This window comes from Nocardioides albus (genome assembly GCF_014648255.1).
Classification (GTDB): Bacteria; Actinomycetota; Actinomycetes; order Propionibacteriales; family Nocardioidaceae; genus Nocardioides; species Nocardioides albus.
This window is the reverse complement of record NZ_BMQT01000014.1, coordinates 39,807-63,059: the sequence shown is the minus strand read 5'-3', so window position 1 is coordinate 63,059 and position 23,253 is coordinate 39,807. Positions and strand designations below refer to the sequence as shown.

The following is a 23,253-nucleotide window of genomic DNA, read 5'->3' as shown; positions in this document are numbered from 1 at the left end:
GATCAGCCGGGCCAGTAGGTCCCGGTCGCGAGGTAGGCGACGCCGTTGACCACGAGAAAGATGGACCCCGCGGCGAGAAGAGCAGTCATGACGTACGCCGCCGGGCGGGCGGTCCTACGAGCGAAGCTGACTGCGCGCTGGACCGGGCGGGAGTCCCTGCCCGCAGCGAGGGTGAGCATCACCAGGCACAGTGGCGCCTGGCTGATCAGGAACCACCCGGTGAAGACGGCAGCGACGGCAAGCATGCTCTGCATGCTCGCGCTGATCGTCGCGACGCCGTAGAAGCTGGGGTCGGTCAGTGCGCTCACGCCCCAGAAGGTGCCCATCAGGCTCATCCCGACGGGTCCGGCCAGCTTCGGCCTCTTCGTCTTCTCCGGCTTCGTGTCGTCGCGGTGCGCCCAGCGATAGGCAGCCCAGAGCCCGAGGCCGGCGGCGAGAACCAACTGCACCGTCAGGCGCACCGGGTCGGGGACCAAGAGCAGGTTGCGCAGCCAGGCCGCGACGTGCTGGACGGACTCGCCGAGCACCATCCCGGTGAGCACGGTCGCGAGCCAGGCCGTCCCGAAGAACAGCAGGATGATCCGGCGCCGGGCGCCGGCGGCAAGAGCCGGTACGACGACGAGCGCACCGAACGGATCCAGGCCGGCCACGCCGAACCCGACGATGCCGCCGATCGCGGCCAGCGGGGTCATGAGCGTGCCCCCAACTCTGTCGGCACGGACTCTGTCGGCACGGACTCTGTCGATACGAGCGGGGAGAAGAGCGTCACCAGGTGGTCGACCGCGGCCGCCTGCTCGATCGCGCCTGCCTGGATGGCGGTGACGAGGCTGTCGGCGGCGCCCTGGAACATCGCCAGCAACGCGATCTCCTCGCCTGCCGGTGCGCCGAACATCTCGCGGCAGACCGAGGAGAACGCCTCGGGCACCTCGAAGAAGTGATCCTCGACCTCCTCGGTCGCTGCGCGCGCCGCGGAGACCGTGTCGTAGACCGCGCCCGCACCCACGCTGTGGTCGACATAGGTCCGGGCCAGGACCGACAAGAGCTCGACCGGGGACGCCCCGTTCCTCCGCGCGGCCTCGAGCGCGTCGAGCACGACCTTCTCGTACCCGCTCACGATCTGCCGCTCCATCTGGGTCAGCAGGTCGGCCAGGGAGTCGAAGAGACGGTAGGCGATCGGCTTGGAGACCCCGCAGGCCTCCGCCACCCGGGCGAGCGTGACGGCGCGCCCGCCTTCGACGCGGGCGATCTCGACGCCTGCCGCCATCAGCATCTCTCGCCGTTGCTGGGCGGGTACGCGCATCGCGCCAGCCATGGTCGTTCCTCCTGACGAAGCAAGTTACTACCCGTAACGTTACCATCGGTAACAAATGTCGGCCAGCTCGCGATATCCGCGTGCACGACAACGGTCCGGTGGTGCTGAATAGGCGCATGTCTTCGTTGCCGCGGGTGGTGGTGTGCGGTCCCGCCTCCTGGAATCACCTGATCGTCCTCGATCGGCTGCCCGAACCGGTGCCGCACATGCAGCTCGCCCGCCGGTCGTGGCACACGGTCGGCGGAACCTCCGCCGGCAAAGCGCTGCACCTGGCGGGGCTCGGCGTCGACGTACGCCTGTGGGCTCCCATCGGCGACGACGAGGACGGCACCCGGCTGAGGGAGCGCCTGAGCGGAGCCGGCATCATCGTCAAGGCGATCGCCAGCGAGCAGACGGAACGACACGTCAACCTCATGGCCGACGGGGGAGGCCGGATCTCGCTGTACGTCTCGAGCCCGTCGATCCCGCCCGCCGACGCGATCGAGGCGACGGTGAGCGCCATCGTCGCCGCGGATCTGGCGGTGATCGACCTCAGCGAGCTCGGTCGGCTGGTGCTCGAGGCGATGCCGACTCCACCGACGCCGCTGTGGATGGATCTGCACGACTACGACGGCGCCGCCGCGTTCCATGAGCCGTTCCTGCGCGCCGCCGAGGTCGTGTTCATGAACGACGACGCCACCGACGATCCCTGGAAGCTGCTGGCCACGTGCCTCGACCGCGGGCCCCGCCTCGCGATCTGCACCCTGGGTGCGAAGGGCGCGATCGCGCTGGAGGCGGACGGAACCCGGCACGAGGTGGTCGCGGTGCCCGCGACCGTCGTCGACACCAACGGCGCCGGCGACGCCTTCATGGCGGGCTTTCTGGCCGCCCGGCTGCGTGAAGAACCCGTTGCCGCCGCCCTGCGTGGTGCCGCGGAGCAGGCCAGGGTCGCGATCGAGACCGAGCACCTCCACCCGGCGCTCAGCGAGTCGTCGAACTAGCCTCCTAGACGCGGCCTAGTGGCGGCGGGCGTACGCGAAGAGGGCTGCGACCAGCCCGCCCGCCAGGATCGCGGCGGCGAAGGTGGTCATCTGGACCTTGTCATCGCCGACGAACGCCAGCGCCAGGTTCGCGCCGAGATGGATGAGCGTGCAGGTCGCCATCCGCTGCCAGAACGAGCCGGTCATGACGTACGCCATCGTCAGTGTCAGGACGACCGCGCCGAGGATGAACGCGGCGAGCTGGAGCAGGGGAAGTCCGTAGTACTGGACGTGCCACAGACCGAACAGCACGCCGGTGACGATCGCGGAGACAGGGCGGGACAGCCAACGCTGCAGGCCGTGGAGCAGCACGCCGCGGAACCCGATCTCCTCGGTGAGGGCGCCGAGGGCCTGCAGCAGGATGAAGACCGCGACCGGGGCCCCGCCGACCTGCGACGGCACGGTCGGAGCGCTCCCGCGGGCGACAGAGACCACGACGAAGTACGCCACGACCACCGCGAGCGCCACCAGGAGCGAGGTGGCCAGCCGCTGCGAGGAGACGCTCGGGGTCGCCCACGGTTCGCGGCCGCGAATGAGCGGCCAGGCGGCCGCCGCACCGACCGCCGGCGCCAGCATGACCAGCACGAACAGCTCCGGGTCCAGGCCGATCATCGGCTGAACCGCCAGCAGCACCCCCGCACCGAGGGCAGACCCTAGGAACCAGACGATCAGGGCGGTGGCAACCCGTGCGGGTGCGCGGGTGGTCTGCGTGGGGGTCGTCGTCATGGGCTGAGGTTGGCAGAGGACCTCGGCGCGGGCAAACGACATTTCAGGAGGCTCGGTGCGGGTGCTGCGTGATCTGTTCCCCGGTGCCGGAGACTAGCTCTCCGGGTGCGCAGGCACGGTCAGCAGCGCCAGCATGGCGATCACGGCAGCGCCGGCGAAGGCGTAGAAACCCCACGGGTAGGCGATGCCGGCCGTCAGGAGTGCACCGCCGAGGAACGGCCCGACGATGGCGCCGACCCGGCCGATGCCGGCAGACATGCCGAGTGCCGTACCGCGGATCCGGGCGGGATAGAGGTGGCTGACGAACGCGTAGACCAGCACCTGCGCGCTGAAGACGAAGATCCCGGCAGCCAGCACCGCGCCATAGACCAGGAGGCTGTTCTCCATCTTGATCGACAGCAGGGCCAGCATCACCGCGGCGACGCCGAACCAGGCCACGACCGTCGGCTTGTTGCCCTTGGCGTCGGAGATCTGGCCGGCGAGGACCAGTCCGATCACGGCACCGACGTTCAGGGTGAGGAGCAGACCGAGCCCGGCGTCGAGGGAGTAGCCCGCCTCGCCCATGATCGTGGGCAGCCAGGTGTTCAGGCCGTAGACCAGCAGGAGACCGCAGAACGATGCCGCCCACAGCCCCAGGCTGACCCACAGCAGGCGACCGCGGACGACCTCGGAGGGGCGTACCTTCTCGACCTCGACGGTCTCCAGGTAGGCCTGGGACTCGGGCAGCTTCGCCCACATCACCGGCACCGTCAGCAGCCCGGCGATGCCCCCGATCACGAACATCGCCTCCCAGCCCAGGTGCGGGATCACCCACAGGGCCAGCATGGCGGTGAGCACGGCACCCACGTGGTAGCCGGTCATCATTCGGGTCATGGCGGTGCCGGAGCGGCCCTCGCGGGCGTGTTCGCTCATGAACGCCAGGGCCGTCGGCAGGCAGGCGCCCAGGCCCAGCCCGGCCAGGAAGCGCAGCGCGATGAACACCGCGGCGTTCGGGGCGAAGGCAACGGCCAGGGTGAGCAGCGAGAACAGCGCGATGCTGCTGATCAGCGTCATCCGGCGGCCGAACCGGTCGGCGAGCGGGCCGATGGCGACGGCGCCGATGCCGACGCCGATCAGGCCGATGGTCGCGGCGGTGGTCAGGGACGCCTTGGTGAATCCGAGCGCGCCGGTGTCGGCCAAGGTCGGGATCACCGCGCCGAGCACGACGAGGTCATAGCCGTCCAGGGCGACGGCAAGCCAGCAGAGCATGACCGGCCAGAGGCTGCGGGTGCCGCCGTCGGCGGCGGTCGACGATGTGGTTGGGGACACATTCATGGCACGAACCTAAGATGTGGGGGCGCTGTGACCGTCGCCACGGCTTCCGTCCAGTGGAAAACATGGCCAAATTGGGGTCACAGGCGGCGCCCGATCGACTGAGCCGCGACCCGGAGTGCGCCGTACAGCCGCTGCTCGCTTCCCTTGAGAGTGGGGACCACCAGGCCGAGGGAGGCGACCACCCGGTCGCGCTGGTGGATCGGCACGGCGATCGAGCAGGCGCCGAGAGTCATCTCCTCACGGGTCGTCGCGTAGCCCTTGTCGAGCACCTGGCGCAGCTGCCTACGGAGCGAGCCGGGCTGGGTGATCGTGTAGGGCGTGATCCGCGTGAGTCCGGCCAGCACCGTGTCCTGGACCTCGCTCGGGGCGTACGCGAGGAGCACCTTGCCGACCCCGGTGGTGTACAGCGGAAGCCGTCCGCCGACCTTGCTCACCACCGGGACGGACTGGTTGCCGCGCAGCCGGTCGAGGTAGATCACCTCGGCCCCGTCGCGGACGGCGAGGTGCACGGTGGCGAGGGTCGCCCCGTAGAGGTCGTGGAGGAACGGCTCGGCGACCTGGCGCAGCCCGGTCTCGGCTGGTGCCAGGTGTCCGATGTCCCAGATCTTCCGGCCGATGACGTAGTCGCCGGACGGCAGCCGATCCAGAGCACCCCACCGGAACAGCTCACCCAGGAGCCGATGAGTCGTCGCGAGCGGAAGGTCCGCGCGCGCGGCGATGTCGCTGAGTGACATCGCGCGGTGCTGCTCGTCGAACGCGCTCAGGATCGCCAGCGCCCGGCTGGTCACGCTCGCGCCGGCCTGTCGGCTGTTCCCTGCCATTGTCGCCGAGGCTACTACCTCAGCCGCCGAAGCCGGGGTACAGCGGCTCTCCGGAGTCGTGGGATCGCGTGGCCGGGGCGGTCGGGGCCTCGATCGGATCGAAGGTCCACAGTGCGTACGCCCCGGGGCCGACGTGCAGCGTCGAGTTGCCGATCGTCTCGGTGTGCGGCTCCTCGGCCGGCTCGTTGAGGGCGAGGACGATGTGGCGTACGCCTGCCTCCTCGGCCGGCACCGGGAGCAGACGGATGGTGGTCATGCCGTCGAAGGCCAGGACGCCGCCGCCTTTCAGGACGCGGATCGTGATCCCGGCGGCCCGCCACAGCGGCACCATCTTCTCGATGTCGGCCTCGGTCGTGGCGATCTGGATCCCGATGACGTCGCGCATCTGGTGTTCGAGGTAGCGGTCACGGTTGTAGCGGTCGCGGCTGACGTCACCGTCATAGGCGGCCGGGGGGAAGCTGAGCCGCGGATCGTCGAGGAACTCGTCGCGATACTCCATCGCCCAGGAGAAGAACGTGTCGTAGGTGGCCGTCGTATAGGTGACGTCGAACCACGGGATCGGCTTGCCGTCGCCGAGGTCGGTCACCTGGGTGAACTCGACCGGGTCGACGCCCAGGTCGCGAAGGTTGGCGGTGGCGGTGGCGAGGTCGCCGTCCTTGTCCGCCGAGACGGCGAGCCCGGTGTCGCCGGCAACCGCGTCGGGCGCGTCACCCGGACCGAAGAACTCCAGGTAGGTCTCCTTGCCGAGCAGGTAGCGGCCGGTCCAGGTCGAGGTCCCGTCGTTGCCGGTGTTGATCCGGCGGTCGGCGAACTGCCCCAGATACTCCGAGTGCTCGATCGCGTCGGCGGTCTCCCGGTCGACCATCGCCCAGGCGTGGTTGAAGGCCAGGAGCGGATCCTGGCGCTCCTCCTCGGCGTGGGCCGAGGTCCCTGAGGTGATGACGAGAGAGGCGATCGCAGCCGCGATGAAGCCCGAGATTCTCCATGGAGTCCGCATGTGTCCCAGTCTCGACGACCGGCGCATTCCTGTCTTCGGATTTCTGCGGTCGGTAACCGCCCCGATCAGGCGCTGTGGGAGGCGGTGGCCATGGTGGCGCCGAGGCCGATCATGATGACGCCGCCACCGGCGCCGAGGCTGTCGAGACGCTTGGGCTTGCGGGCGAACCAGGCCTTGGCCCGGCTGGCGGCCAGGACCCAGCCGGAGTCACAGGTGAACGCCATCGCCGAGAAGATCGCGCCGAGCAGCAGGATCTGTGGGACCGCCGGCGCCGAGGCGTCGATGAACTGGGGCAGGAAGGCCAGGTGGAAGACGATCGTCTTCGGGTTGGTCGCGCCGACGATCATCCCGGTGCGGACCGCGCCCCACGCGGTGGTCTGCACGACATCCTCGCCGTGGAGCGCGGCGCGGGCATCGGCCCGGTGGCGGATCGCCTGGACTCCGAGATAGATGACGTACGCAGCGCCGACCAGCTTCACGACGGTGAACGCGGTCGCAGAGGCCGCCACCAGCGCGCCGAGCCCGACGGCCACCGCCAGCACCTGGCCGAACTGGCCCAGCGCGTTGCCGCCGACGGCGAGCACAGCCTCGCGGCGGCCCGCGGTCAGGGCGCGGCCGAGCGCGAAGAGCACACTCGGGCCGGGGATCAGGATGAAGATGACGGAGGCGAGCGCGAAGGCGGCGAACTGGCTCAGGGTGGGCACGTCATTCATTCTGCGGCAGGGCCGGGGCGGCGTACGAACGATTTCTGGTGGGCGAGACGCACTACGCCGAGTCGGCGCAAATTGACGGGCTCTCACGTCGAGTCGGCTCGTCATGACGAGCCGACTCGACAGTGATTCCGGTCAGAACGAGCCGACTCGGCGCAGGGCGCGGATCTGACCTAGCCGACGTCCATCTCGGCAAGGGAGGTGGCGACGCTTCTGAGCTCTGCGAGGGCGCAGGCGATCTCGGGTTGGCGCGAGGTCCCGCTGCGTACGCTGGTCCGGACGTGCCGGACGGGGCTGGCCTCCCCGCGCAGCGGGATCCGGACCAGGCCGTCGGAGTGCGGGATCCGGGCCAGGCGGGGCACCAACGCGACGCCGAAGCCGGCGGTGACCAGGGCGGCGCCGGTGTCCCACTCGACGACCTCGTGGGCCTGCTCGGGGGTGAAGCCGGCCGCGGCACAGGCGGCGGTCACGAGCTGGTGGTAGGGGCGGCCGGGATGCTCCATGATCCAGTGCTCCTCGGCAGCGTCGGCGAGCCTGACCCGTGAGCGCGTGGCGAGCGGGCTGTCGGTGGGGACCAGCAGGTCGAGCGCGTCCTCCATCAGTCGCTCCTGCTCGAAACGCGGGTCGGCGGTCGGCGGGAGCTCAGACATGCTGACCACCACGGCGACGTCGACGTGGTCGGCGAGCAGCATGTCGAAGCAGACCTCCGGGTCGGCCTCGATGATCCTGATCGTCGACTGCGGGAACGCCCGGCTGACCGCGACGGCGGCCGGCGGGAGCAGCGCCGAGGCGGCGGTCGAGAAGCCTGCCAGCCGCAGGTAGCCGCGGGAGGTCCCCGACGCCTGCTGCACATCGGCTCTGATCTCCTCCCACTGGGTGAACAGGTCGTGGGTGCGCTCGAGCAGCGTGAGCGCGGCCCCGGTGAGACGTACGCCGCGGCCTTCCGGCACGAGCAGCGTCGCGCCCACGTCGCGGGAGAGCGTGCGGAGCTGGTGGGAGATGGCCGAGGGGGTGTAGCCGAGGTCGGCGGCCGCAGCCGAGACGGTGCCCCGCTCGGCGACCACTCGGAGCACGTGGAGCCGCGGGTCGATCATGATTCTGATTGTGCAACCAGATCGCACGGTAAGGAACAGAAACGTGCGCTTTTCGTGAACAGTGTCGGAGCGCCACGCTGGTCCTGTGGCCCCCATCACCGATCCCCTCCTGACGAGCTACCAGCTCCGCGGCCTCACCCTGCGCAACCGTGTGGTGAGCACCTCCCACGAGCCGGCGTACACCGAGGACGGGATGCCCAAGGACCGCTACCGGCTCTACCACCTGGAGAAGGCGCGCGGCGGGGTCGGGCTCACCATGATCGGCGGCTCCGCGGTGGTCTCGCCGGACAGCCCGCCGGCCTTCGGCAACATGCTGCTCTACCGCGACGAGGTCGTGCCCTGGCTGCGGCGGCTCGCCGACGACGTCCACGAGGCCGGCGCCGCGGTGATGTGCCAGATCACGCATCTGGGGCGGCGTACCAGCAGCTATACCGGCGACTGGCTGCCGCTGGTCTACCCGTCCCGGCTGCGCGAGCCGCAGCACCGCTCGTTCCCGAAGGTGGCCGAGGCGTGGGACCTGGACCGCATCGTCCGCCACTACGCCGAGGCCGCCGCGCGGTGTCAGGCGGCGGGCCTCGACGGGATCGAGGTCGAGTCCTACGGACACCTCTTCGACGCCTGGGTGTCACCGGCCACGAACCTCCGCTCCGACGAGTTCGGGGGAGACCCGGAGGCGCGGCTGGCCTTTCCGCTGCGGGTGCTCGCCGCGATCCGGGAGGCGGTCGGCCCCGACTTCGTCGTCGGCGTCAGGATGGCGATGGACGAGGACCTGCCGTCCGGGCTCGGGCTGGCCGACACCGAGCAGGTGATGCGCCGCTACGTCGCCGGCGACAAGCACGGCGGCGTGGACTTCCTCTCCGTCATCAAGGGCGGCATCGACACCGACTCCCGCCTGGCCGCGGCGATCCCCTCGATGGGCACGCCGTCGGCGCCGTTCCTCGACTTCGTCGGGGAGGTACGCCGCCGGGTCGACGTCCCGGTCATGCACGCCGCCCGGATCAGCGACGTCGCCACCGCCCGTTATGCGGTCCGCGAAGGGCTGCTCGACCTGGTCGGGATGACCCGTCCCCAGCTCGCCGACCCGCACCTGGTCGCCAAGGTCGCGCGCGGCGAGGAGGACCGGATCCGGCCGTGCGTGGGCGCGAGCTACTGCCTGGACGCGATCTACGAGTCCGGGGATGCCAAGTGCATCCACAACCCCGCCACCGGTCGGGAGCAGTCGCTGCCTCACCTCACGCCTCCGGCGCCCCGTCGGCGCCGGGCGGTCGTGGTCGGTGCCGGGCCGGCCGGGCTCGAGGCCGCTCGCGTCCTGGGCGAGCGGGGCCATGTCGTCACCGTCCTGGAGGCCGCCGACCGACCAGGTGGTCAGGTCCTGCTGGCCTCCTCGACCAGCCGCCGCCGTGACCTGATCGGCATCGTCGACTGGCGCGTCGCCGAGGCGAAGCACGCCCACGTCGACTTCCGGTTCGGCACCTATGCCGACGCCGATCTCGTCCGCGGCTTCGACCCGGACGTCGTGGTCGTCGCCACGGGCGGCGTCCCCGACCGCTCGTGCGTCCCGGTGGGTGCCGAGCTGGTCAACGACACCTGGGACGTGCTGGACGGGACGCTGAGCGCAGCGGGCGGTTCGGTGCTCGTCTACGACGACAACGGCGCCGAGCCGGCGCTCGATGCCGCCGAGCACCTGGCGACCCTGGGCGCTCAGGTCGAGCTGGTCACCCCGGAGCGTACGGTCGGCATCTCCGTCGGCTCGATGAACAGCCCGGCCTATCTGGGGGTCTTCGCCGCGCACGACGTCACCCTCACGGTGGCCCGACGACTGGCCGCGGTGCGCCGGGCGCCGGCGGGCTCCGATCACCGGCTGATCGCAACGCTGACCAGCGAATACGCCGAAGGCGCCGAGGTCGACAGGCACGTCGACCATGTCGTGGTGGAGCACGGCACCATCCCCAACGACGAGCTCTACCTCGACCTCGTCCCCGGATCGGTCAACCTCGGTGAGGTCGACCAGGCGGCGCTGCTGTCCGGCACGCCGCAGACGGTTGCCAGCAACGCCGCGGGCACCTATCAGCTGTTCCGGGTCGGCGACGCCGTCGCCAGCCGGAACGTCCATGCCGCGGTCTACGACGCGCTGCGGCTGTGCTTGACCATCTAGCGCCTGACGACCGAGCAGAACCATGGGAGCGATGAGATGACAGACCAGCTCGTCGGCGATCCGGCCGCCGGCCGACGTACGAACATCCTGGACCACCTCGACCACAGGACCCCCGGCCACTCGCTGCCCGGAGCCCTCTACACCGACCCCGAGGTCTTCGAGACCGAGATCGACCTGCTCTGGCGGCGCCGCTGGCTCTTCGTCGGCACCGTCGCCGAGGTGCCCGAGCCGGGCGACTACCTCACCTTCGACGTCGCCGGCTCCTCGGTGCTGGTGATCCGCGACGACGACGAGCAGGTCCGTGCCTTCCACAACGTCTGCCGCCACCGCGGCTCCCGGCTGGTCGCTCCGGGCAACGGCAGCGTGGGCAACCTGGTGTGCGGCTACCACAGCTGGACGTACGCCACCGACGGCTCGCTCCGCTACGCGCCGCAGCTCTCGCCCGACATCGACAGGGCCTGTCTCGGTCTGCGCCCGGTCGCGCTGCGCGAGGTCGGCGGGCTGATCTACTGCTCGCTGGCGGCAACGCCGGACGGGGACCTGGACCTGGCCGCCGACCAGATCCGTGACTACCTCACCCCGCATCGGCTCGACCGGGCCAAGGTCGCCGCCCAGGTCGATCTGGTCGAGGAGGGCAACTGGAAGCTGGTGCTGGAGAACAACCGCGAGTGCTACCACTGCGAGGGTGGCCACCCGGAGCTGACCTGCACCTTCTTCCCGACCTGGGGCCTGAGCGAGGACCAGGTCCCCGACCGGCTGCGGGCCGACCACGACCGCTACCTCTTCGCCGAAGCAGACCTGATGCGCCGCTGTGACGAGCTCGGCATCCCGCACCGGCTGGTCGAGGACCTCGTCGAGCGGCCGTTCGGCTTCCGGATCCAGCGGGAGCCGCTCGACGGCGTGGGCGAGTCCTTCAGCATCGACGGATCCCGGTTGGTCGGGCGCCTGCTGGGTGACCTCGCCGATCCGCAGCTCGGGCGGTGCACCTTCCACACCCAGCCCAACGCCTGGATCCATCTGCTCGCCGATCACGTGGTGACCTTCTCGGTCACGCCGCTCTCGCCCGACCGCACCCTGGTCCGCACGACCTGGCTCGTCCACGAGGAGGCGGTGGAGGGCGTCGACTACGACGTCGAGGCCCTGACCGCGGTGTGGCGGGCGACCAACGAGCAGGACGCCACGTTCGTCCGAAACACCCAGCTCGGGGTCGCCGACCCCGCCTACGTCCCCGGCCCCTACAACGAGGCGGAACGGCACGTGGACTACTTCGTCCGCTGGTACGACGCCCAGATCCGATCGGAGGTCTAGCCAGATGACCGAGCCATGGCCTGTGGAGGTGGCGCCGCTGCCGCCGGCGCTCTACGCGGTCCCGTCCCCGCTGGGAGCCGGGATCCTGCCCGAGGAGAGGCCGTTCGAGGGCGAGCTGCGGTGCCGTCGGGTGCGACGGGTGACCCACGACGTGGTCGAGGTGACCCTGGAGCCGGTCTCGGGTGGCGCGTTCGCGTTCGCGCCCGGCCAGTATCTGACGCTGCGGGCCTCGATCGAGGGCGAGCAGGTCGAGCGGTGCTACACGATCTCCTCGCCGCCGACGCGGCCGCACCTGCTCACCATCACGGTCAAGGGTGTCCCCGACGGGCCGATGTCCGGCTGGCTCCACGACCGGTTGGCGGTCGGTGACCGGCTGTGGGCGAGCGGTCCGATGGGTGGGTTCTCGGTGCGCGAGCACCCGTCCTCGTCCTACCTGCTGCTCTCCGGCGGCAGCGGCATCACGCCGACCCTCTCGACGCTGCGGACCCTGGCCGACCTCGCGGAGCCCGCCGACGTCGTGGTCGTCCACCACGCGCGTACGCCGGCCGACCTCATCGAGCGTGCCGAGCTCGAGGCGCTGGCAGCTGCTCACGGAGGGGTGCGCGTCGCGTGGGTCGTCGACCAACCGGACGCCTCCTGGCACGGGCCGGCCGGGCTGATGAGCCCTGCCCAGCTCGCCGAGCTGGTGCCTGACCTGTGCCAACGCGAGGTCTTCTGCTGCGGTCCGGCGGGTTACATGGGCGCCGCGCGGGCGGCTTTCGAGGCGCTGGGCGGCGAGCCCGGGCGGTGGCACGAGGAGAGCTTCGTGCTCACCGACCCGCCTGCGGGCGGTGCGCCGGCCGCGGAGCGGGCGGACGGGGCTGCGTACCGGATCCGGCTGCAGCGCAGCGGCCGCGACCTCGAGTGCGCTCCCGACGCGACCGTCCTGGACGCGGTGAAGGCGGCCGGGGTGCGGCTGCCGTCATCGTGTGCTCAGGGGATGTGCGGCACCTGCAAGTCGACCCTCGTCTCCGGTGAGGTCGACATGAACCACGCCGGCGGGATCCGCCCGCGTGAGGTGGCCGCCGGGAAGTTCCTGCCATGCTGTTCCAAGCCGCTTGGAGACCTTGTCATCGACATCTGAGGAGACGTACGTGACCGAAAGCGCTCAGACGATCGGTGCCGATGCCATCGTCGTCGGCTCTGGCGTGATCGGCTCCGCTGTCGCGTACGAGCTGGTCCGCGGTGGCCGCGACGTGCTCGTCCTGGACAAGGGCGCAGGCGCCGGATTCGGCTCGACCAGTGCATCCAGCGCGGTGATCCGCTTCCTCTGCTCCACCTACGACACGATCGCGACGTCGTGGGAGGCGAAGTTCATGTGGGAACAGTGGGCCGAGCATCTCGGTCTCGAGCCGGCCGAGGTGCCGCTGGCGCGGTTCCATCGCACCGGTGGGCTGCACCTGGACGTCCCCATCGTGCCGGTCGAGCCGAGCATGGAGCGGCTCGACGCAGTGGGGGTTCCGTTCACCCGCCTCGGGCCGGAAGAGATCGCGGCGAGGTTCCCCCATGTCGACGTGGGTGCCTACTGGCCCAACAAGTCGATCACGGACGACGCGTTCTGGGCGGACGCCACGGCTTCGCTCGGTGCGATCTACACACCGGACGCGGGCTACGTGGACGACCCGCGTCTGGCCGCCGACAATCTCGTCGAGGCCGCTCGGCGTCGGGGCGCGCGCACGGTCTACCGCGCCGAGGTGGTCGCAGCCGACCGGGTCGGCGACGTCTGGAGGCTGGGCCTCGCCGACGGCCGCCGCGCCGAGGCGCCGGTCGTCGTCAATGCTGCCGGACCGTGGTCGGGCGGGTTCAACCGTCTCGCCGGGGTGGGGGAGGAGTTCGCCATCGGGGTGCGGCCGCTGCGCCAGGAGGTGCACCAGGTCAGCCAGCCCGCGGGCTACGGCACCGACGAGGCGCCCGGGCCGGCCGTCTTCGACATCGACCTCGGGACCTACATGCGTCCCGGTCCGGCCGGAGCCTGGGTGGTCGGCGGCACCGAGCCCGAGTGCGATCCGTTCGAGTGGCTGGACTCGCCCGACGACGTCAACGCGCACGTCACCCGGGAGCGCTACGACGCCCAGGTCACCCGCGCAGCCCGCCGCCTGCCCGAGCTCCGGGTGCCGAACCAACCCGCTGGCGTCGTCGGCGTCTACGACGTGGCCGACGACTGGACCCCGATCTACGACCGCACCGACGCCGACGGCTTCTACGTCGCGATGGGCACCAGCGGCAACCAGTTCAAGAACGCCCCGATCGCCGGCCGTTTCCTCGCCGCCATCGTCTCGGCCGTCGAGGAGGGCCACGACCACGACGCCGACCCGGTGGTCTACACCGGCGAGCACACCGGCCTGAAGATCGATCTCGGCGCTTTCTCTCGCAAGCGACCGGTCAACGAGTCCACCACGCGGACGGTGCTCGGCTAGGCCGTTCGGGCCGCCTGGATCTGCTCGACGAGGATGTCGCCGTGCCCGGCGTGGCGGGCCAGCTCCTGGATCATGTGCACGTAGACGAACCGCAGCGTCACCGACTTCCCGTGCCAGGGGTACTCCTCGTCCAGCTCATGGGCAGCAGCGATCTCCCGAGAGCGCGTGCAGGCGTCGAGATGCGCCGCCCGGACGGACTCGACGGTGTCTTCGGCGTCGAGCACAAAGCTCTCGTCGACCGTGTCGGGAAGGCCGAGCTCCTTGCGTGACACGTTCGCGACCCGGGAGTGGAACCACACCTTCTCCACGAAGGTCGCGTGCTTCACCAGGCCCATCGGAGTGGTCAGCGACGGGACCAGCTTGCGCCGCGCCTCGTCGTCGTCGAGACCCTCGAGGATGCCGCTGATCTGGTCCCGCTGGATGTCGACCATCTCCTCGAGAAGGTCGCGCTCGCCCGCCTGTCCGATCGTCATGCCCGAAGGCTAGCCGGACCCTTTGCCTGACAGGTCGGCGTAGCCTGTCAGTCATGTCGACGACGAAGGACGCCGGGCCGGTCTTCGACGGCGTGAAGATCGGACGGCCCGCGACCGGGGCGCTGCTCGCTGCGGGCTACCGCACGCTGTCAGACTTGCCGGAGGACCTGGACTCGCTGTTGCCCCTCCACGGTGTCGGGCCCAAGGCCGTGCGTCTGCTGCGCGAGGCGCTCAGCAGCGCTCCCTGAGGTAAGCCTCGGCGCCGGCCTTGCGATGCACGCACCCTGACGACGCCAAGCATCCAGGAACTTCCAGGACACACCACTAGAGAGCCGCGAGCACCCCGTCGGCGTACTTCTCCAGCTTCGCCTCGCCGATCCCGCTGATCGTGCCGAGCTCGTCGCGACTGGCCGGAAGCCGGGTGGCGATCTCGCGGAGGGTGGCGTCGTGGAAGACGACGTACGCCGGCACGCCCTGCTCCTTGGCGACCTCGCCGCGCCACGCGCGCAGACGCTCGAAGACCTCGGCGGCCTCCGGGGAGAGGTCGGCGGCGGCCACCTTGGGCTTCCGCTCGCCGGAACCGCTGCGGCGGGCCTGCCGCGGCGGCTCCTTGCGGAGCATCAGCTGCTGCTCCGAGCGAAGCACCGGACCGGCGGCCTCGGCCACCGAGAAGACCCCGTAGCGGGTGTCGACCGCGAGCATCTCCCGAGCAAGCAGCTGCCGGATGACCGAGTGCCAGTCGCTCTCGGCGATGTCGGTGCCGATGCCGAAGACCGAGAGCTCGTCGTGGCGGAACTGGCGGACCTTCTCGGTCTCCTTGCCCCGCAGGATGTCGACGATCTGGCCGGCCCCGAACCGCTGGCCGTTGCGCTCGCGGTCGAGCCGGATGACGGTGGAGAGGACCTTCTGGGCCGGGACGGTGCCGTCCCAGGACTCCGGCGGCGTCAGGCAGGTGTCGCAGTTGCCGCACGGCTCCGCGGACTGGCCGAAGTAGCGGAGCAGCTGCACGCGCCGGCAGTCGACGGTCTCGCACAGCGCCAGCATCGCGTTGAGGTTCTGGCCCAGGCGGTGCTTGTGGGCCCGGTCGCCCTCGGAGGTCTCGATCATCTGCCGCTGCTGGACGACATCGGCCAGGCCGTAGGCCAGCCACGCGGTCGACGGCTGCCCGTCACGCCCGGCCCGGCCGGTCTCCTGGTAGTAGCCCTCGACCGACTTGGGCAGGTCGAGGTGGGCCACGAAGCGTACGTCCGGCTTGTCGATCCCCATCCCGAACGCGATGGTGGCGACCATGACGATGCCGTCCTCGCGCAGGAAGCGGGACTGGTTCTGCGCGCGAGTCCGGGCGTCGAGCCCCGCGTGATAGGGGAGCGCAGGGATGCCGGCGCCGACCAGGGTCGCGGCGGTGCGCTCGACCGAGTTGCGGGAGAGGCAGTAGACGATCCCGGCCTCGCCTGGGTGCTCGGTCCGGATCAGGTCGAGGAGCTGCTTGGCCGGCTTGTCCTTCGGGGCGATCCGGTATTGGATGTTGGGCCGGTCGAAAGAGGCCACGAAGTGGCGGGCGTCCTCGAGGTTGAGCCGCTGGGCGATCTCACGGCGGGTCTCTCCAGTGGCGGTCGCGGTCAGCGCGATCCGCGGCACCTCCGGCCAGCGCTCGTGCAGGTGGGAGAGCTGCAGGTAGTCGGGCCGGAAGTCGTGACCCCACTGGGAGACACAGTGGGCCTCGTCGATCGCGAACAGCGAGATCTTGGCCTGGTCGAGCAGCCGGCCGGTCTCAGGCACCCGCAGCCGCTCCGGGGCCAGATAGAGCATGTCGAGCTCACCGGCGAGCAGCGCCTTCTCCACCTGCTGCCGCTCGTGAGGCATCTGGGTGGAGTTGAGGAACCCGGCGCGCACGCCGAGCGCGGAGAGCGCGTCGACCTGGTCCTGCATCAGCGCGATCAGCGGGGAGATGACCACCCCGGTCCCGGCCCTCACCAGGGACGGGATCTGGTAGCAGAGCGATTTACCGCCGCCGGTCGGCATCAGGACGAGGGCGTCCCCGCCGGTGGCCACGTGCCCGATGATCTCGGCTTGGTCGCCGCGGAACTCGTCGTAGCCGAAGACGCGGCGCAGCGTATCCAGTTCGGGGGTCAGCGCAGTCACGCGAGCGACCTTACCGGCCGCCACCGACGGTCCCGAGTTGTGAAGTCGAGAGTGGCCCATAGGTCACTCTCGGCTTCACAACCTCCTCAGACGCCGACCGTCTCGCGCTTGACGGTGGCCTCGTTGACGGCAGCGGCTCCGTGGGCGCGCTCGAGCCCGGCGCCCTCGACGTCCACGTTCGGCAGGATGCGGTCGAGCCACTTCGGCAGCCACCACGCGGAGTTGCCGAGCAGGTGCATCAGCGCCGGCATCAGCAGCATGCGGACGATGAACGCATCCAGCAGCACCCCGAGCGCGAGCCCGAAGCCCATCGAGCGGATCATCACCGACTCGGCGAAGATGAACCCGCCGAAGACGGAGACCATGATCAGGCCGGCCGCGATCACGACCGAGCGGCCGGCCCGGAAGCCCTGAGCGACGGCCAGGCGAGCCGGGGCGCCATGGACATACGCCTCTCGCATGCCGGAGGCCAGGAACAGCTGGTAGTCCATCGCCAGGCCGAAGAGGATCCCGACCAGCAGGATCGGCAGGAAGCTCAGGATCGGGCCGGTGCTGTCCAGGCCGATCCACTCCGCGCCGATGCCCTTCTGGAAGACCGCGACCACCACGCCGTACGTCGCCAGCAGCGAGAGCACGAAGCCACCGGTCGCGATGAGCGGGACCAGGATCGAGCGGAAGACGAGGATCAGGATCAACAGAGAGAGTCCGACGACGACGCCGAGGTAGGGGAGGAGTACGTCGTTGAGTCCCTGGGACACGTCGATCGCGACCGCGGTGGCACCGGCGACGCCGAGGGTGATGTCGCCGTTGACCGCCGGCATGTCCCGGATCGAGTTGACCAGCTCGTTGGTCGAGACGCTGTTGGGACCTTCTTCGGGGACGACCTGGAAGGCCGCCGTGCGACCGTCCTCGGAGACCGCGGCCGGAGCCACGGCGCGTACGTCGTCGAGGTCTGCCAGCGCCTTGGCGACCGTCAGCTGGGCCCGCTGGATGCCGGGCTCGTTGAGGCCGTCGGGCAGCTCGGCGGCGACCAGCAGCGGGCCGTTGGCGCCGGCGCCGAAGCTGTCCTCGGTGATCGTGTAGGCGGTCCTGGCCAGGGAGCCCTCCGGCTCAGAGCCGCCGTCGGGCAGGCCCAGGCGCATGTCGAGCGCCGGGACCGCGAGGGCGAGCAGGGCGACCACCGAGGCGACGACGGTGACCAGCGCACGCCAGGTGGGCATCGGCTTCGCGTGGGCCTCGGCAGCGTCCTGCTTGGAGACCTTCTTGCGGGCGCGCTTGGAGACGATGCGGCCGCCGGCGAGGCTGAGGATGGCCGGGGTCAGGGTGATCGCGACCAGGACGGCGATCGCGACGCAGGCCGCGCCGACCGAGCCCATCAGGCCGAGGAACGGGATCCCGGTCATGTTGAGCGCGACCAGCGCGACGATCACGGTGGAGCCGGCGAAGACGACCGCGGTGCCGGCGGTGCCGTTGGCGAGCGCGATCGACTCCTTCACGTCGGAGCCGTGGAGCAGCTGCTTGCGGTGCCGGTTGAGGATGAAGAGCGAGTAGTCGATGCCGACGGCGAGGCCGAGCATCAGGCCGAGGATCGGGGTCATCGAGGCCATCTGCACGACACCGGAGAGGGAGAGCGCTCCGAGCGCGCCGATGCCGACGCCGGTCAGCGCGGTGACCAGCGGGACGCCGGCGCCGATGATGGTGCCGAGCATGACCAGGAGGACGATCGCGGCGACGCCGACACCGACGATCTCGCCCGGACCCATCGGGTTGGGCACCTCCTGAGAGATGTCGGCGGAGACGCCGACCTCGACTCCGTCGATCGGGGTGTCGGTGAAGTGGTCGACCGTTGCCTTCTTGGTCTCCTCGGACATGTCGAGACGGCCCACCGAGTAGGCGACGTTGACGAGGGCGGCTGACCCGTCCGCGGAGACCATCCGGATGTCCTCGGAGAGCTCGAGCAGCTCGGCACCGTTCTCGGCCTCGGCGCTCTTGACCTCGAGGTCGGCGGCGCTGTCGTCGAGCTTCGACTGCTGCTTGTCGAGGGCGGCCTGCTGGGCATCGACCTGGGTGGTCGGCATCCCGGCGGTCTCGAGCCGGGCGCGGGCCTTGTCGAGGTCGGCCTGTGCCTTGTCGAGCTTGGCCTGGGCGCTGTCGAGCTGGGTCCGGCCGGCCTCGAGCCTGGCCTGGCCCTCGGTGACTTTCTCGGCCTGCGCCTCGCGCTGGGCCTCCGTCTGGAACGGGTCGGTGACCGCGGCGACGTCGGGGAGGTCCTCGGCGCTGGTGATGAGCGCCTGGATCTCCTGCTTCTGGGCGGCACTGAGCGGGGTGCCGTCCTCGGTCTGGAAGGCGATGGTGCCGGAGCCGCCGGCCAGGTCGGGCAGCCCCTCCTGGAGCTCCTCGACGACCTCGGACGAGGGCAGGCCTGGGATGTCGAAGGTGGTCGTGAGCTCACCGGACCAGGCGACGTACGCGCCGGCGGCGCCGGACAGAGCCAGCACCCAGGCGAGGATCACAAGCCAGGCGCGCCGCGCGGCCGTCTTGCCCAGTCGATACAACAGCTCCGCCATGGCGGCATCCCTCCGATAATACGCAACGGTGCGTCCAGTTAATCACCTGTGCGCCGCTGGACAAGGATCGCTGAGCGAGTGATGAGTCACACCCGAGCCATCGCCAGGAGGTGGTGCGGGCTCTTAGGATGCCGTTCATGCCAGCGTCAGCAGGAGTGCGCCGTCGAGGTGCCGTACGCAGCGAAGAGGCGCGTCTCGCGGTCCTCGAAGCCACCGGGCGGCTCTTCGCGACCCAGGGCTACGACCACCTCACCATCGAGGGCATCGCCGCCGAGGCAGGTGTCTCCAAGCAGACGATCTACCGCTGGTGGTCCTCGAAGAGCGCGGTCGTGGCCGACGCGCTGATCGAGGATCTGCTGTTGCCCGACCGGCCGGTCGTACCCGACACCGGGGACATCCGTGCCGACCTGATCGCGTGGATGCAGGATCTGCTCGACCTCGTCGCCCAGCCCGGCAACGACGGCCTCGTCCGCTCGCTCGTCGCCGCTGCTTGCGAGAGCACCGACATCGGCATCCGCCTCAACGACGCGCTCGGCATCACCGCCACCGTCTCGGCTCGTATCGAGGCCGCGGTCGCGGCAGGCCAGCTGCCGGCGGATCTGCCGGTCATCGAGTTCGTGCGTGCCCTCGTCGGCGGCTTCGTGCTCCACTCCCTCGAGCGCAGCGAGCCCGCTCCGGAAGCCGCCGAACGCCTGGTCCGAGCCCTGCTCCACTAGGAGCTCTCCGCCAGGAACTACCCAAGAAAGAGGGCGTGCGGACGCCTCGTCCGGGCTACGGTGGAACGCATGCCGAAGGTGCCGCCGCCCGTCTACGTCGCCGTGGGCCTGGCCGCCCAGCATCTGCTCGCTCCGCACGGCCGGCCGACTCCGGTGCGGGCGGTCGCCGCCGGCGCCCTCGCGGCCGGCTCGGTCTACGTGGCGGCCAGCGCGGTGCGTGCGTTCAGTCATAAACACACCACCGTCAACCCGCTGGAGCCCGAGCGCGCGACCGCGGTCGTCACCGACGGCCCGTTCCGCTACACCCGCAACCCGATGTACGTCAGCATGGCCGGCGTCCTGACGGCTCACGCGCTGCTGCGTGGCGGCTGGCTCCCGCTGGTCCCGGTCGCCGCCTTCGTCGCCGTCATGGACCGCATCCAGATCCCCGCGGAGGAGCACGCGCTGTCGTGGAGCTTCGGCCGGACCTACGACGACTACCGCGGCAGCACGCCCCGCTGGCTCGGTCCGCCTCGGGGGTGAGGCCGAGTGGCTGAGCTGCTTCACACCGTTCTCGACGCGACCGACGTACGCCGCCTCGCGGAGTTCTACCGCCAGTTCCTCGGGCTCGTCTACCGGCCGGGTGACGAAGAGCCTGGTGATGACGACTGGCTCGTTCTGACCTGGCCGGACGGGCGTCGCGCGCTGGCGTTCAACCGCGTCTCCGCTTGTGAGATGGCGCCGTCCGGCTGGCCTGCGCCTGCGGCGGTCAAGCACATGCATCTCGACACGGTTGTAAGTTCTGTCGAGGAGCTGGATGCTGAGCATGCTCGTGTGCTCGGGCTGGGGGCTTCGCTTCGGTATGACCGGTCTTCTGATCCTGACGAGCCGTTGCGGGCTTATGCGGATCCTGCTGGGCACATCTTCTGCATCCTCGTGGGGTGAGACCATGCCCCGCTGGTCGAGCCGCTGGAGCCGCTGCCCCCGTTGGTCGAGCCGCCGGAGCCGCTAGGCGGAGGCGTGTCGAGACCAACACGGCTCCCTGCCGGAACGTCCCACCCGAAGGCTGGCCTGGGCCGCCGACCCGACTTCGAGGGTCTTCTCGGCGAACCCCGGAGTCAAGGACGGCCTGCGGCCGCCGGCTACGCCGGCCGCTTTCGCGGTCCTTGACTCCGGTGCCCGCCGAGAAACTATTTGGCTGGCTATCGGGGCGGCGGCCCGGGTGTGGCGCAGCGGAATCTTGCTTCGGGCGGGTGCTGTCGTGGGTTGGGAGGGTGGCCCTTCGGGCCACTTACCATCCACAGGTTTGAGGCCGTTCGCTGACCGCGAAAAGAGCATTTGACCTGCACAAATAGGTAGTCTTGAGATAGCTGAACGAGTAGAATCAGACCCATCACAACACGCCTCTGAACACACTCAGAGAGGAGGGGCGGCGATGAGTCTCGAACCAGAGATCAACCACTGGGGTATCAACCCTGAGGACCCGATCGATGCAGAGCTCGCTGCCCTCGAGTCGTCTCTCGACAACCTTCTCACTAGGGACCCTGCCTATTGGCGCACCGACGAGAAGAAAGACCGGCTCAAGCGCCTGGAGATCATCCAGGCCAAGCAAGCCGCGTTGAAGCTCCGGATCCTCGCTGTGTCCGGCGACATCGCCGAGGAGACCGGCTCCAAAGACGCCTCGGGGTGGATGCTGACCGAACTACTGGTCGACAAGAAGATCGGACGCTCCGAGGTGAAACTCGCTGCCGCGGTGAGCAGATACGAGCTCGTAGCTGCCGGCCTCGCCGAGGGTGTCATCTCTCAGGACAAGGCGAGGGTGATCGTCAAGGCCCTCGAGGCGATCGAGGCCGACCCGGCTGCCAGTCGCGAGAACCTGGTTCTGGCGGAGAAGCTGCTGGTCGACAACGCCACCCAGATGACCGCCGAGGACCTCAAGAACGTCGGGAAACGGATCCTGTTCGAGGTCGACCCCGAACGCTTCGAGGCCGCCGAAGCCAAAGCACTCCAGCGCGAGGAAGAACGCGCCCAACGCCGCACCTTCTTCACCTCTCGTGCCAACGGGGACGGGACCGTGGAGATCCACGCCCGGGTCTCGAACGCTGTCGCGATGAGGCTCCGCACGATGCTGGACTCGTTGGCCCAGCCCCGGAAGCTGTCTGCGGAGAACCGTGGCCGCAAGACCCCCTATGACCGGCTCCTGGGGCAGGCGTTCGCCCGAGTGATCGAGACCTACGACGTCGACCAGCTTCCCCGCCATGGTGGCCACGCCACGACCGTGTTCGTCACGCTGAGCGTGGAGGATCTCCGTAACGACCTCGGTACCGCCGCGTTGGGGTTCGACGGGGACCAGATCACCGCCGCCGAGGCCCGTCGGATGGCCTGCAACGCCGACCTCATCCCCGTCGTGCTCGGCAGCGATTCGGAGATCCTCGACTTCGGCCGCAGCGCCCGCCTGGCCCATCCGGTCCAACACCGAGCACTACGACTACGCGACAAGTGTTGTCAGGCCGAAGACTGCGACGCACCAGCAGCCTGGACCGAAGCGCATCATCTGAAACCCTGGTCCGAAGGCGGACTCACGAATCTGGCCAACATGGTCCTGTTGTGTCCCAGCGACCATCGCCGGATCCACGACCCCGACTACACCTATGAGCGGCTACCGGATGGACGGATCCGGTTCACCCGCCGCGTCTGACCGCGCCCTGACTCTCGTGGGCCTGCCTGGCCTTCCCGACCTTGTGAAACTTTCACAAGGTCGGACCCTCTGTCATAGTCAACGACCAAGCGACCTCTCCGGCACTGGGGAAGCGCGCCTCCTTGTGAACGATTCACAAGGTGTCATCGTCTTGTGCAGTACCCCCCCGAACGCCCCCCGCCCAGCAGGACTCTCCAGCCACAGGTCCCAGGCCCGTACCCAACCCAAGGAATCCGCGCCATACCCCGCCGCCGACCCGATAACCAGCCAAATATTCTCGACGGATCACGGAGTCAAGGACCGCGAAGCGGCCGGCGAAGCCGGCGGCCGAAGGCCGTCCTTGACGCCGGGACTCGGCGTGAACACCATCCACAAAGGGTCGGCGGCCCCAACAAACGAAGAAGACCAACCCCGCGACACCCCCCCGCGCCTCCTCGACTGAGTGAGAATAGGGGCGTGAGCGAGATCGAGTACGTAGACAACCCCGCCAGGCACCGCTACGAGATCCGCGACGGCGAGACCGTTGCAGGCCTGGCGGCTTACCGGCTGCCCGACGACGAGCATGTCGACTTCGTGCACACCGAGGTCCAGGAGGCGTACAACGGGCAGGGTCTGGCCTCGAAGCTGGTGGCGTTCGCGCTGGCCGACGTGAAGGCGAAGGGGAAACGGATCATCCCGCATTGCCCGTACGTCGCGGGGTGGCTGAAGCGGCACGGCGAGGAGTTCGCCGACATCACCGACTGGCCGGCCTGATCGGGAGGTTCGA

Annotated in this window: 22 protein-coding genes; 11 read left to right on the top strand and 11 right to left on the bottom strand. The window is 69.8% G+C overall.

Annotation, left to right across the window (positions count from 1 at the left end):
* Positions 1-2 precede the first annotated feature (2 nt).
* Positions 3-692, bottom strand: coding sequence for a hypothetical protein (locus IEY84_RS24195; RefSeq protein ID WP_183551358.1), 690 nt, complete (start codon positions 690-692; stop codon positions 3-5).
* Positions 689-1,312 (bottom strand): TetR/AcrR family transcriptional regulator, encoded by a 624-nt coding sequence (locus IEY84_RS24190; RefSeq protein ID WP_183551360.1) that lies wholly within the window; start codon positions 1,310-1,312, stop codon positions 689-691. The genes IEY84_RS24195 and IEY84_RS24190 overlap by 4 nt, the downstream gene beginning before the upstream one ends.
* 116 nt (positions 1,313-1,428) lie before the next feature.
* Between IEY84_RS24190 and IEY84_RS24185 the strand changes: the two genes are divergently transcribed.
* Positions 1,429-2,292: a carbohydrate kinase family protein gene (locus IEY84_RS24185; protein ID WP_183551362.1), complete on the top strand. Its 864-nt coding sequence runs from the start codon at positions 1,429-1,431 to the stop codon at positions 2,290-2,292.
* 15 nt (positions 2,293-2,307) lie between these two features.
* On the opposite strand, the gene IEY84_RS24180 is transcribed toward IEY84_RS24185, so the two are convergent.
* From IEY84_RS24180 to IEY84_RS24155, 6 genes are all read right to left on the bottom strand, one after another.
* Positions 2,308-3,057, bottom strand: a complete 750-nt coding sequence (locus IEY84_RS24180) for a CPBP family intramembrane glutamic endopeptidase (RefSeq protein ID WP_221209255.1) — start codon at positions 3,055-3,057, stop codon at positions 2,308-2,310.
* A gap of 93 nt (positions 3,058-3,150) precedes the next feature.
* On the bottom strand, positions 3,151-4,371 hold the full coding sequence (locus tag IEY84_RS24175; protein ID WP_183551364.1) for an MFS transporter: 1,221 nt from the start codon (positions 4,369-4,371) through the stop codon (positions 3,151-3,153).
* A 77-nt stretch (positions 4,372-4,448) separates the two neighbouring features.
* The gene (locus IEY84_RS24170) at positions 4,449-5,192 is read right to left on the bottom strand and encodes an IclR family transcriptional regulator (protein ID WP_183551366.1); all 744 of its coding nucleotides are present in this window, start codon (positions 5,190-5,192) and stop codon (positions 4,449-4,451) included.
* A gap of 19 nt (positions 5,193-5,211) precedes the next feature.
* Positions 5,212-6,189: a DUF5829 family protein gene (locus IEY84_RS24165; protein WP_221209256.1), complete on the bottom strand. Its 978-nt coding sequence runs from the start codon at positions 6,187-6,189 to the stop codon at positions 5,212-5,214.
* A gap of 65 nt (positions 6,190-6,254) precedes the next feature.
* On the bottom strand, positions 6,255-6,902 hold the full coding sequence (locus IEY84_RS24160; RefSeq protein ID WP_221209257.1) for a LysE family translocator: 648 nt from the start codon (positions 6,900-6,902) through the stop codon (positions 6,255-6,257).
* A gap of 170 nt (positions 6,903-7,072) precedes the next feature.
* The gene (locus IEY84_RS24155) at positions 7,073-7,993 is read right to left on the bottom strand and encodes a LysR family transcriptional regulator (protein WP_183551372.1); all 921 of its coding nucleotides are present in this window, start codon (positions 7,991-7,993) and stop codon (positions 7,073-7,075) included.
* Between the two features lie 85 nt (positions 7,994-8,078).
* On the opposite strand from IEY84_RS24155, the gene IEY84_RS24150 reads away from it, so the two are divergent.
* Genes IEY84_RS24150 through IEY84_RS24135 form a run of 4 tightly spaced genes read left to right on the top strand, consistent with a single transcriptional unit; the run spans position 8,079 to position 13,912 of the window.
* Complete coding sequence (locus IEY84_RS24150; RefSeq protein ID WP_229788964.1) at positions 8,079-10,148, top strand: NADH:flavin oxidoreductase; 2,070 nt, start codon at positions 8,079-8,081, stop codon at positions 10,146-10,148.
* Positions 10,149-10,184: 36 nt separating this feature from the next.
* The gene (locus IEY84_RS24145; protein ID WP_183551375.1) at positions 10,185-11,456 is read left to right on the top strand and encodes an aromatic ring-hydroxylating oxygenase subunit alpha; all 1,272 of its coding nucleotides are present in this window, start codon (positions 10,185-10,187) and stop codon (positions 11,454-11,456) included.
* Positions 11,457-11,460: 4 nt separating this feature from the next.
* Entirely contained in the window at positions 11,461-12,579 is a 1,119-nt protein-coding gene (locus IEY84_RS24140; protein WP_183551378.1) for an FAD-binding oxidoreductase, read from the top strand.
* Between the two features lie 10 nt (positions 12,580-12,589).
* Positions 12,590-13,912: an NAD(P)/FAD-dependent oxidoreductase gene (locus tag IEY84_RS24135; RefSeq protein WP_221209258.1), complete on the top strand. Its 1,323-nt coding sequence runs from the start codon at positions 12,590-12,592 to the stop codon at positions 13,910-13,912.
* Here the strand turns inward: IEY84_RS24135 and IEY84_RS24130 are convergent.
* Complete coding sequence (locus IEY84_RS24130; RefSeq protein WP_183551381.1) at positions 13,909-14,385, bottom strand: DinB family protein; 477 nt, start codon at positions 14,383-14,385, stop codon at positions 13,909-13,911. The two genes, IEY84_RS24135 and IEY84_RS24130, sit on opposite strands and share 4 nt — an antisense overlap.
* 53 nt (positions 14,386-14,438) lie before the next feature.
* On the opposite strand from IEY84_RS24130, the gene IEY84_RS24125 reads away from it, so the two are divergent.
* A complete protein-coding gene (locus IEY84_RS24125; protein ID WP_183551384.1) occupies positions 14,439-14,633 on the top strand; it encodes a helix-hairpin-helix domain-containing protein in 195 nt (64 codons plus the stop codon).
* A gap of 76 nt (positions 14,634-14,709) precedes the next feature.
* On the opposite strand, the gene recQ is transcribed toward IEY84_RS24125, so the two are convergent.
* Both recQ and IEY84_RS24115 read right to left on the bottom strand, forming a co-directional pair.
* Positions 14,710-16,527: a DNA helicase RecQ gene (gene recQ / locus IEY84_RS24120; protein ID WP_229788962.1), complete on the bottom strand. Its 1,818-nt coding sequence runs from the start codon at positions 16,525-16,527 to the stop codon at positions 14,710-14,712.
* Between the two features lie 86 nt (positions 16,528-16,613).
* On the bottom strand, positions 16,614-19,094 hold the full coding sequence (locus IEY84_RS24115; protein WP_183551390.1) for an MMPL family transporter: 2,481 nt from the start codon (positions 19,092-19,094) through the stop codon (positions 16,614-16,616).
* Positions 19,095-19,231: 137 nt separating this feature from the next.
* On the opposite strand from IEY84_RS24115, the gene IEY84_RS24110 reads away from it, so the two are divergent.
* From IEY84_RS24110 to IEY84_RS24090, 5 genes are all read left to right on the top strand, one after another.
* Positions 19,232-19,810, top strand: a complete 579-nt coding sequence (locus IEY84_RS24110) for a TetR/AcrR family transcriptional regulator (RefSeq protein WP_183551393.1) — start codon at positions 19,232-19,234, stop codon at positions 19,808-19,810.
* 69 nt (positions 19,811-19,879) lie between these two features.
* Positions 19,880-20,332 carry a methyltransferase family protein gene (locus IEY84_RS24105; protein ID WP_183551396.1) on the top strand — a complete coding sequence of 151 codons (453 nt, stop codon included), beginning with the start codon at positions 19,880-19,882 and terminating at the stop codon, positions 20,330-20,332.
* Positions 20,333-20,338: 6 nt separating this feature from the next.
* Complete coding sequence (locus IEY84_RS24100; protein WP_183551399.1) at positions 20,339-20,734, top strand: VOC family protein; 396 nt, start codon at positions 20,339-20,341, stop codon at positions 20,732-20,734.
* A gap of 490 nt (positions 20,735-21,224) precedes the next feature.
* Positions 21,225-22,487, top strand: coding sequence for an HNH endonuclease signature motif containing protein (locus IEY84_RS24095; protein WP_183551402.1), 1,263 nt, complete (start codon positions 21,225-21,227; stop codon positions 22,485-22,487).
* Between the two features lie 456 nt (positions 22,488-22,943).
* Entirely contained in the window at positions 22,944-23,240 is a 297-nt protein-coding gene (locus IEY84_RS24090) for a GNAT family N-acetyltransferase (RefSeq protein ID WP_229788960.1), read from the top strand.
* Positions 23,241-23,253: the final 13 nt, after the last annotated feature.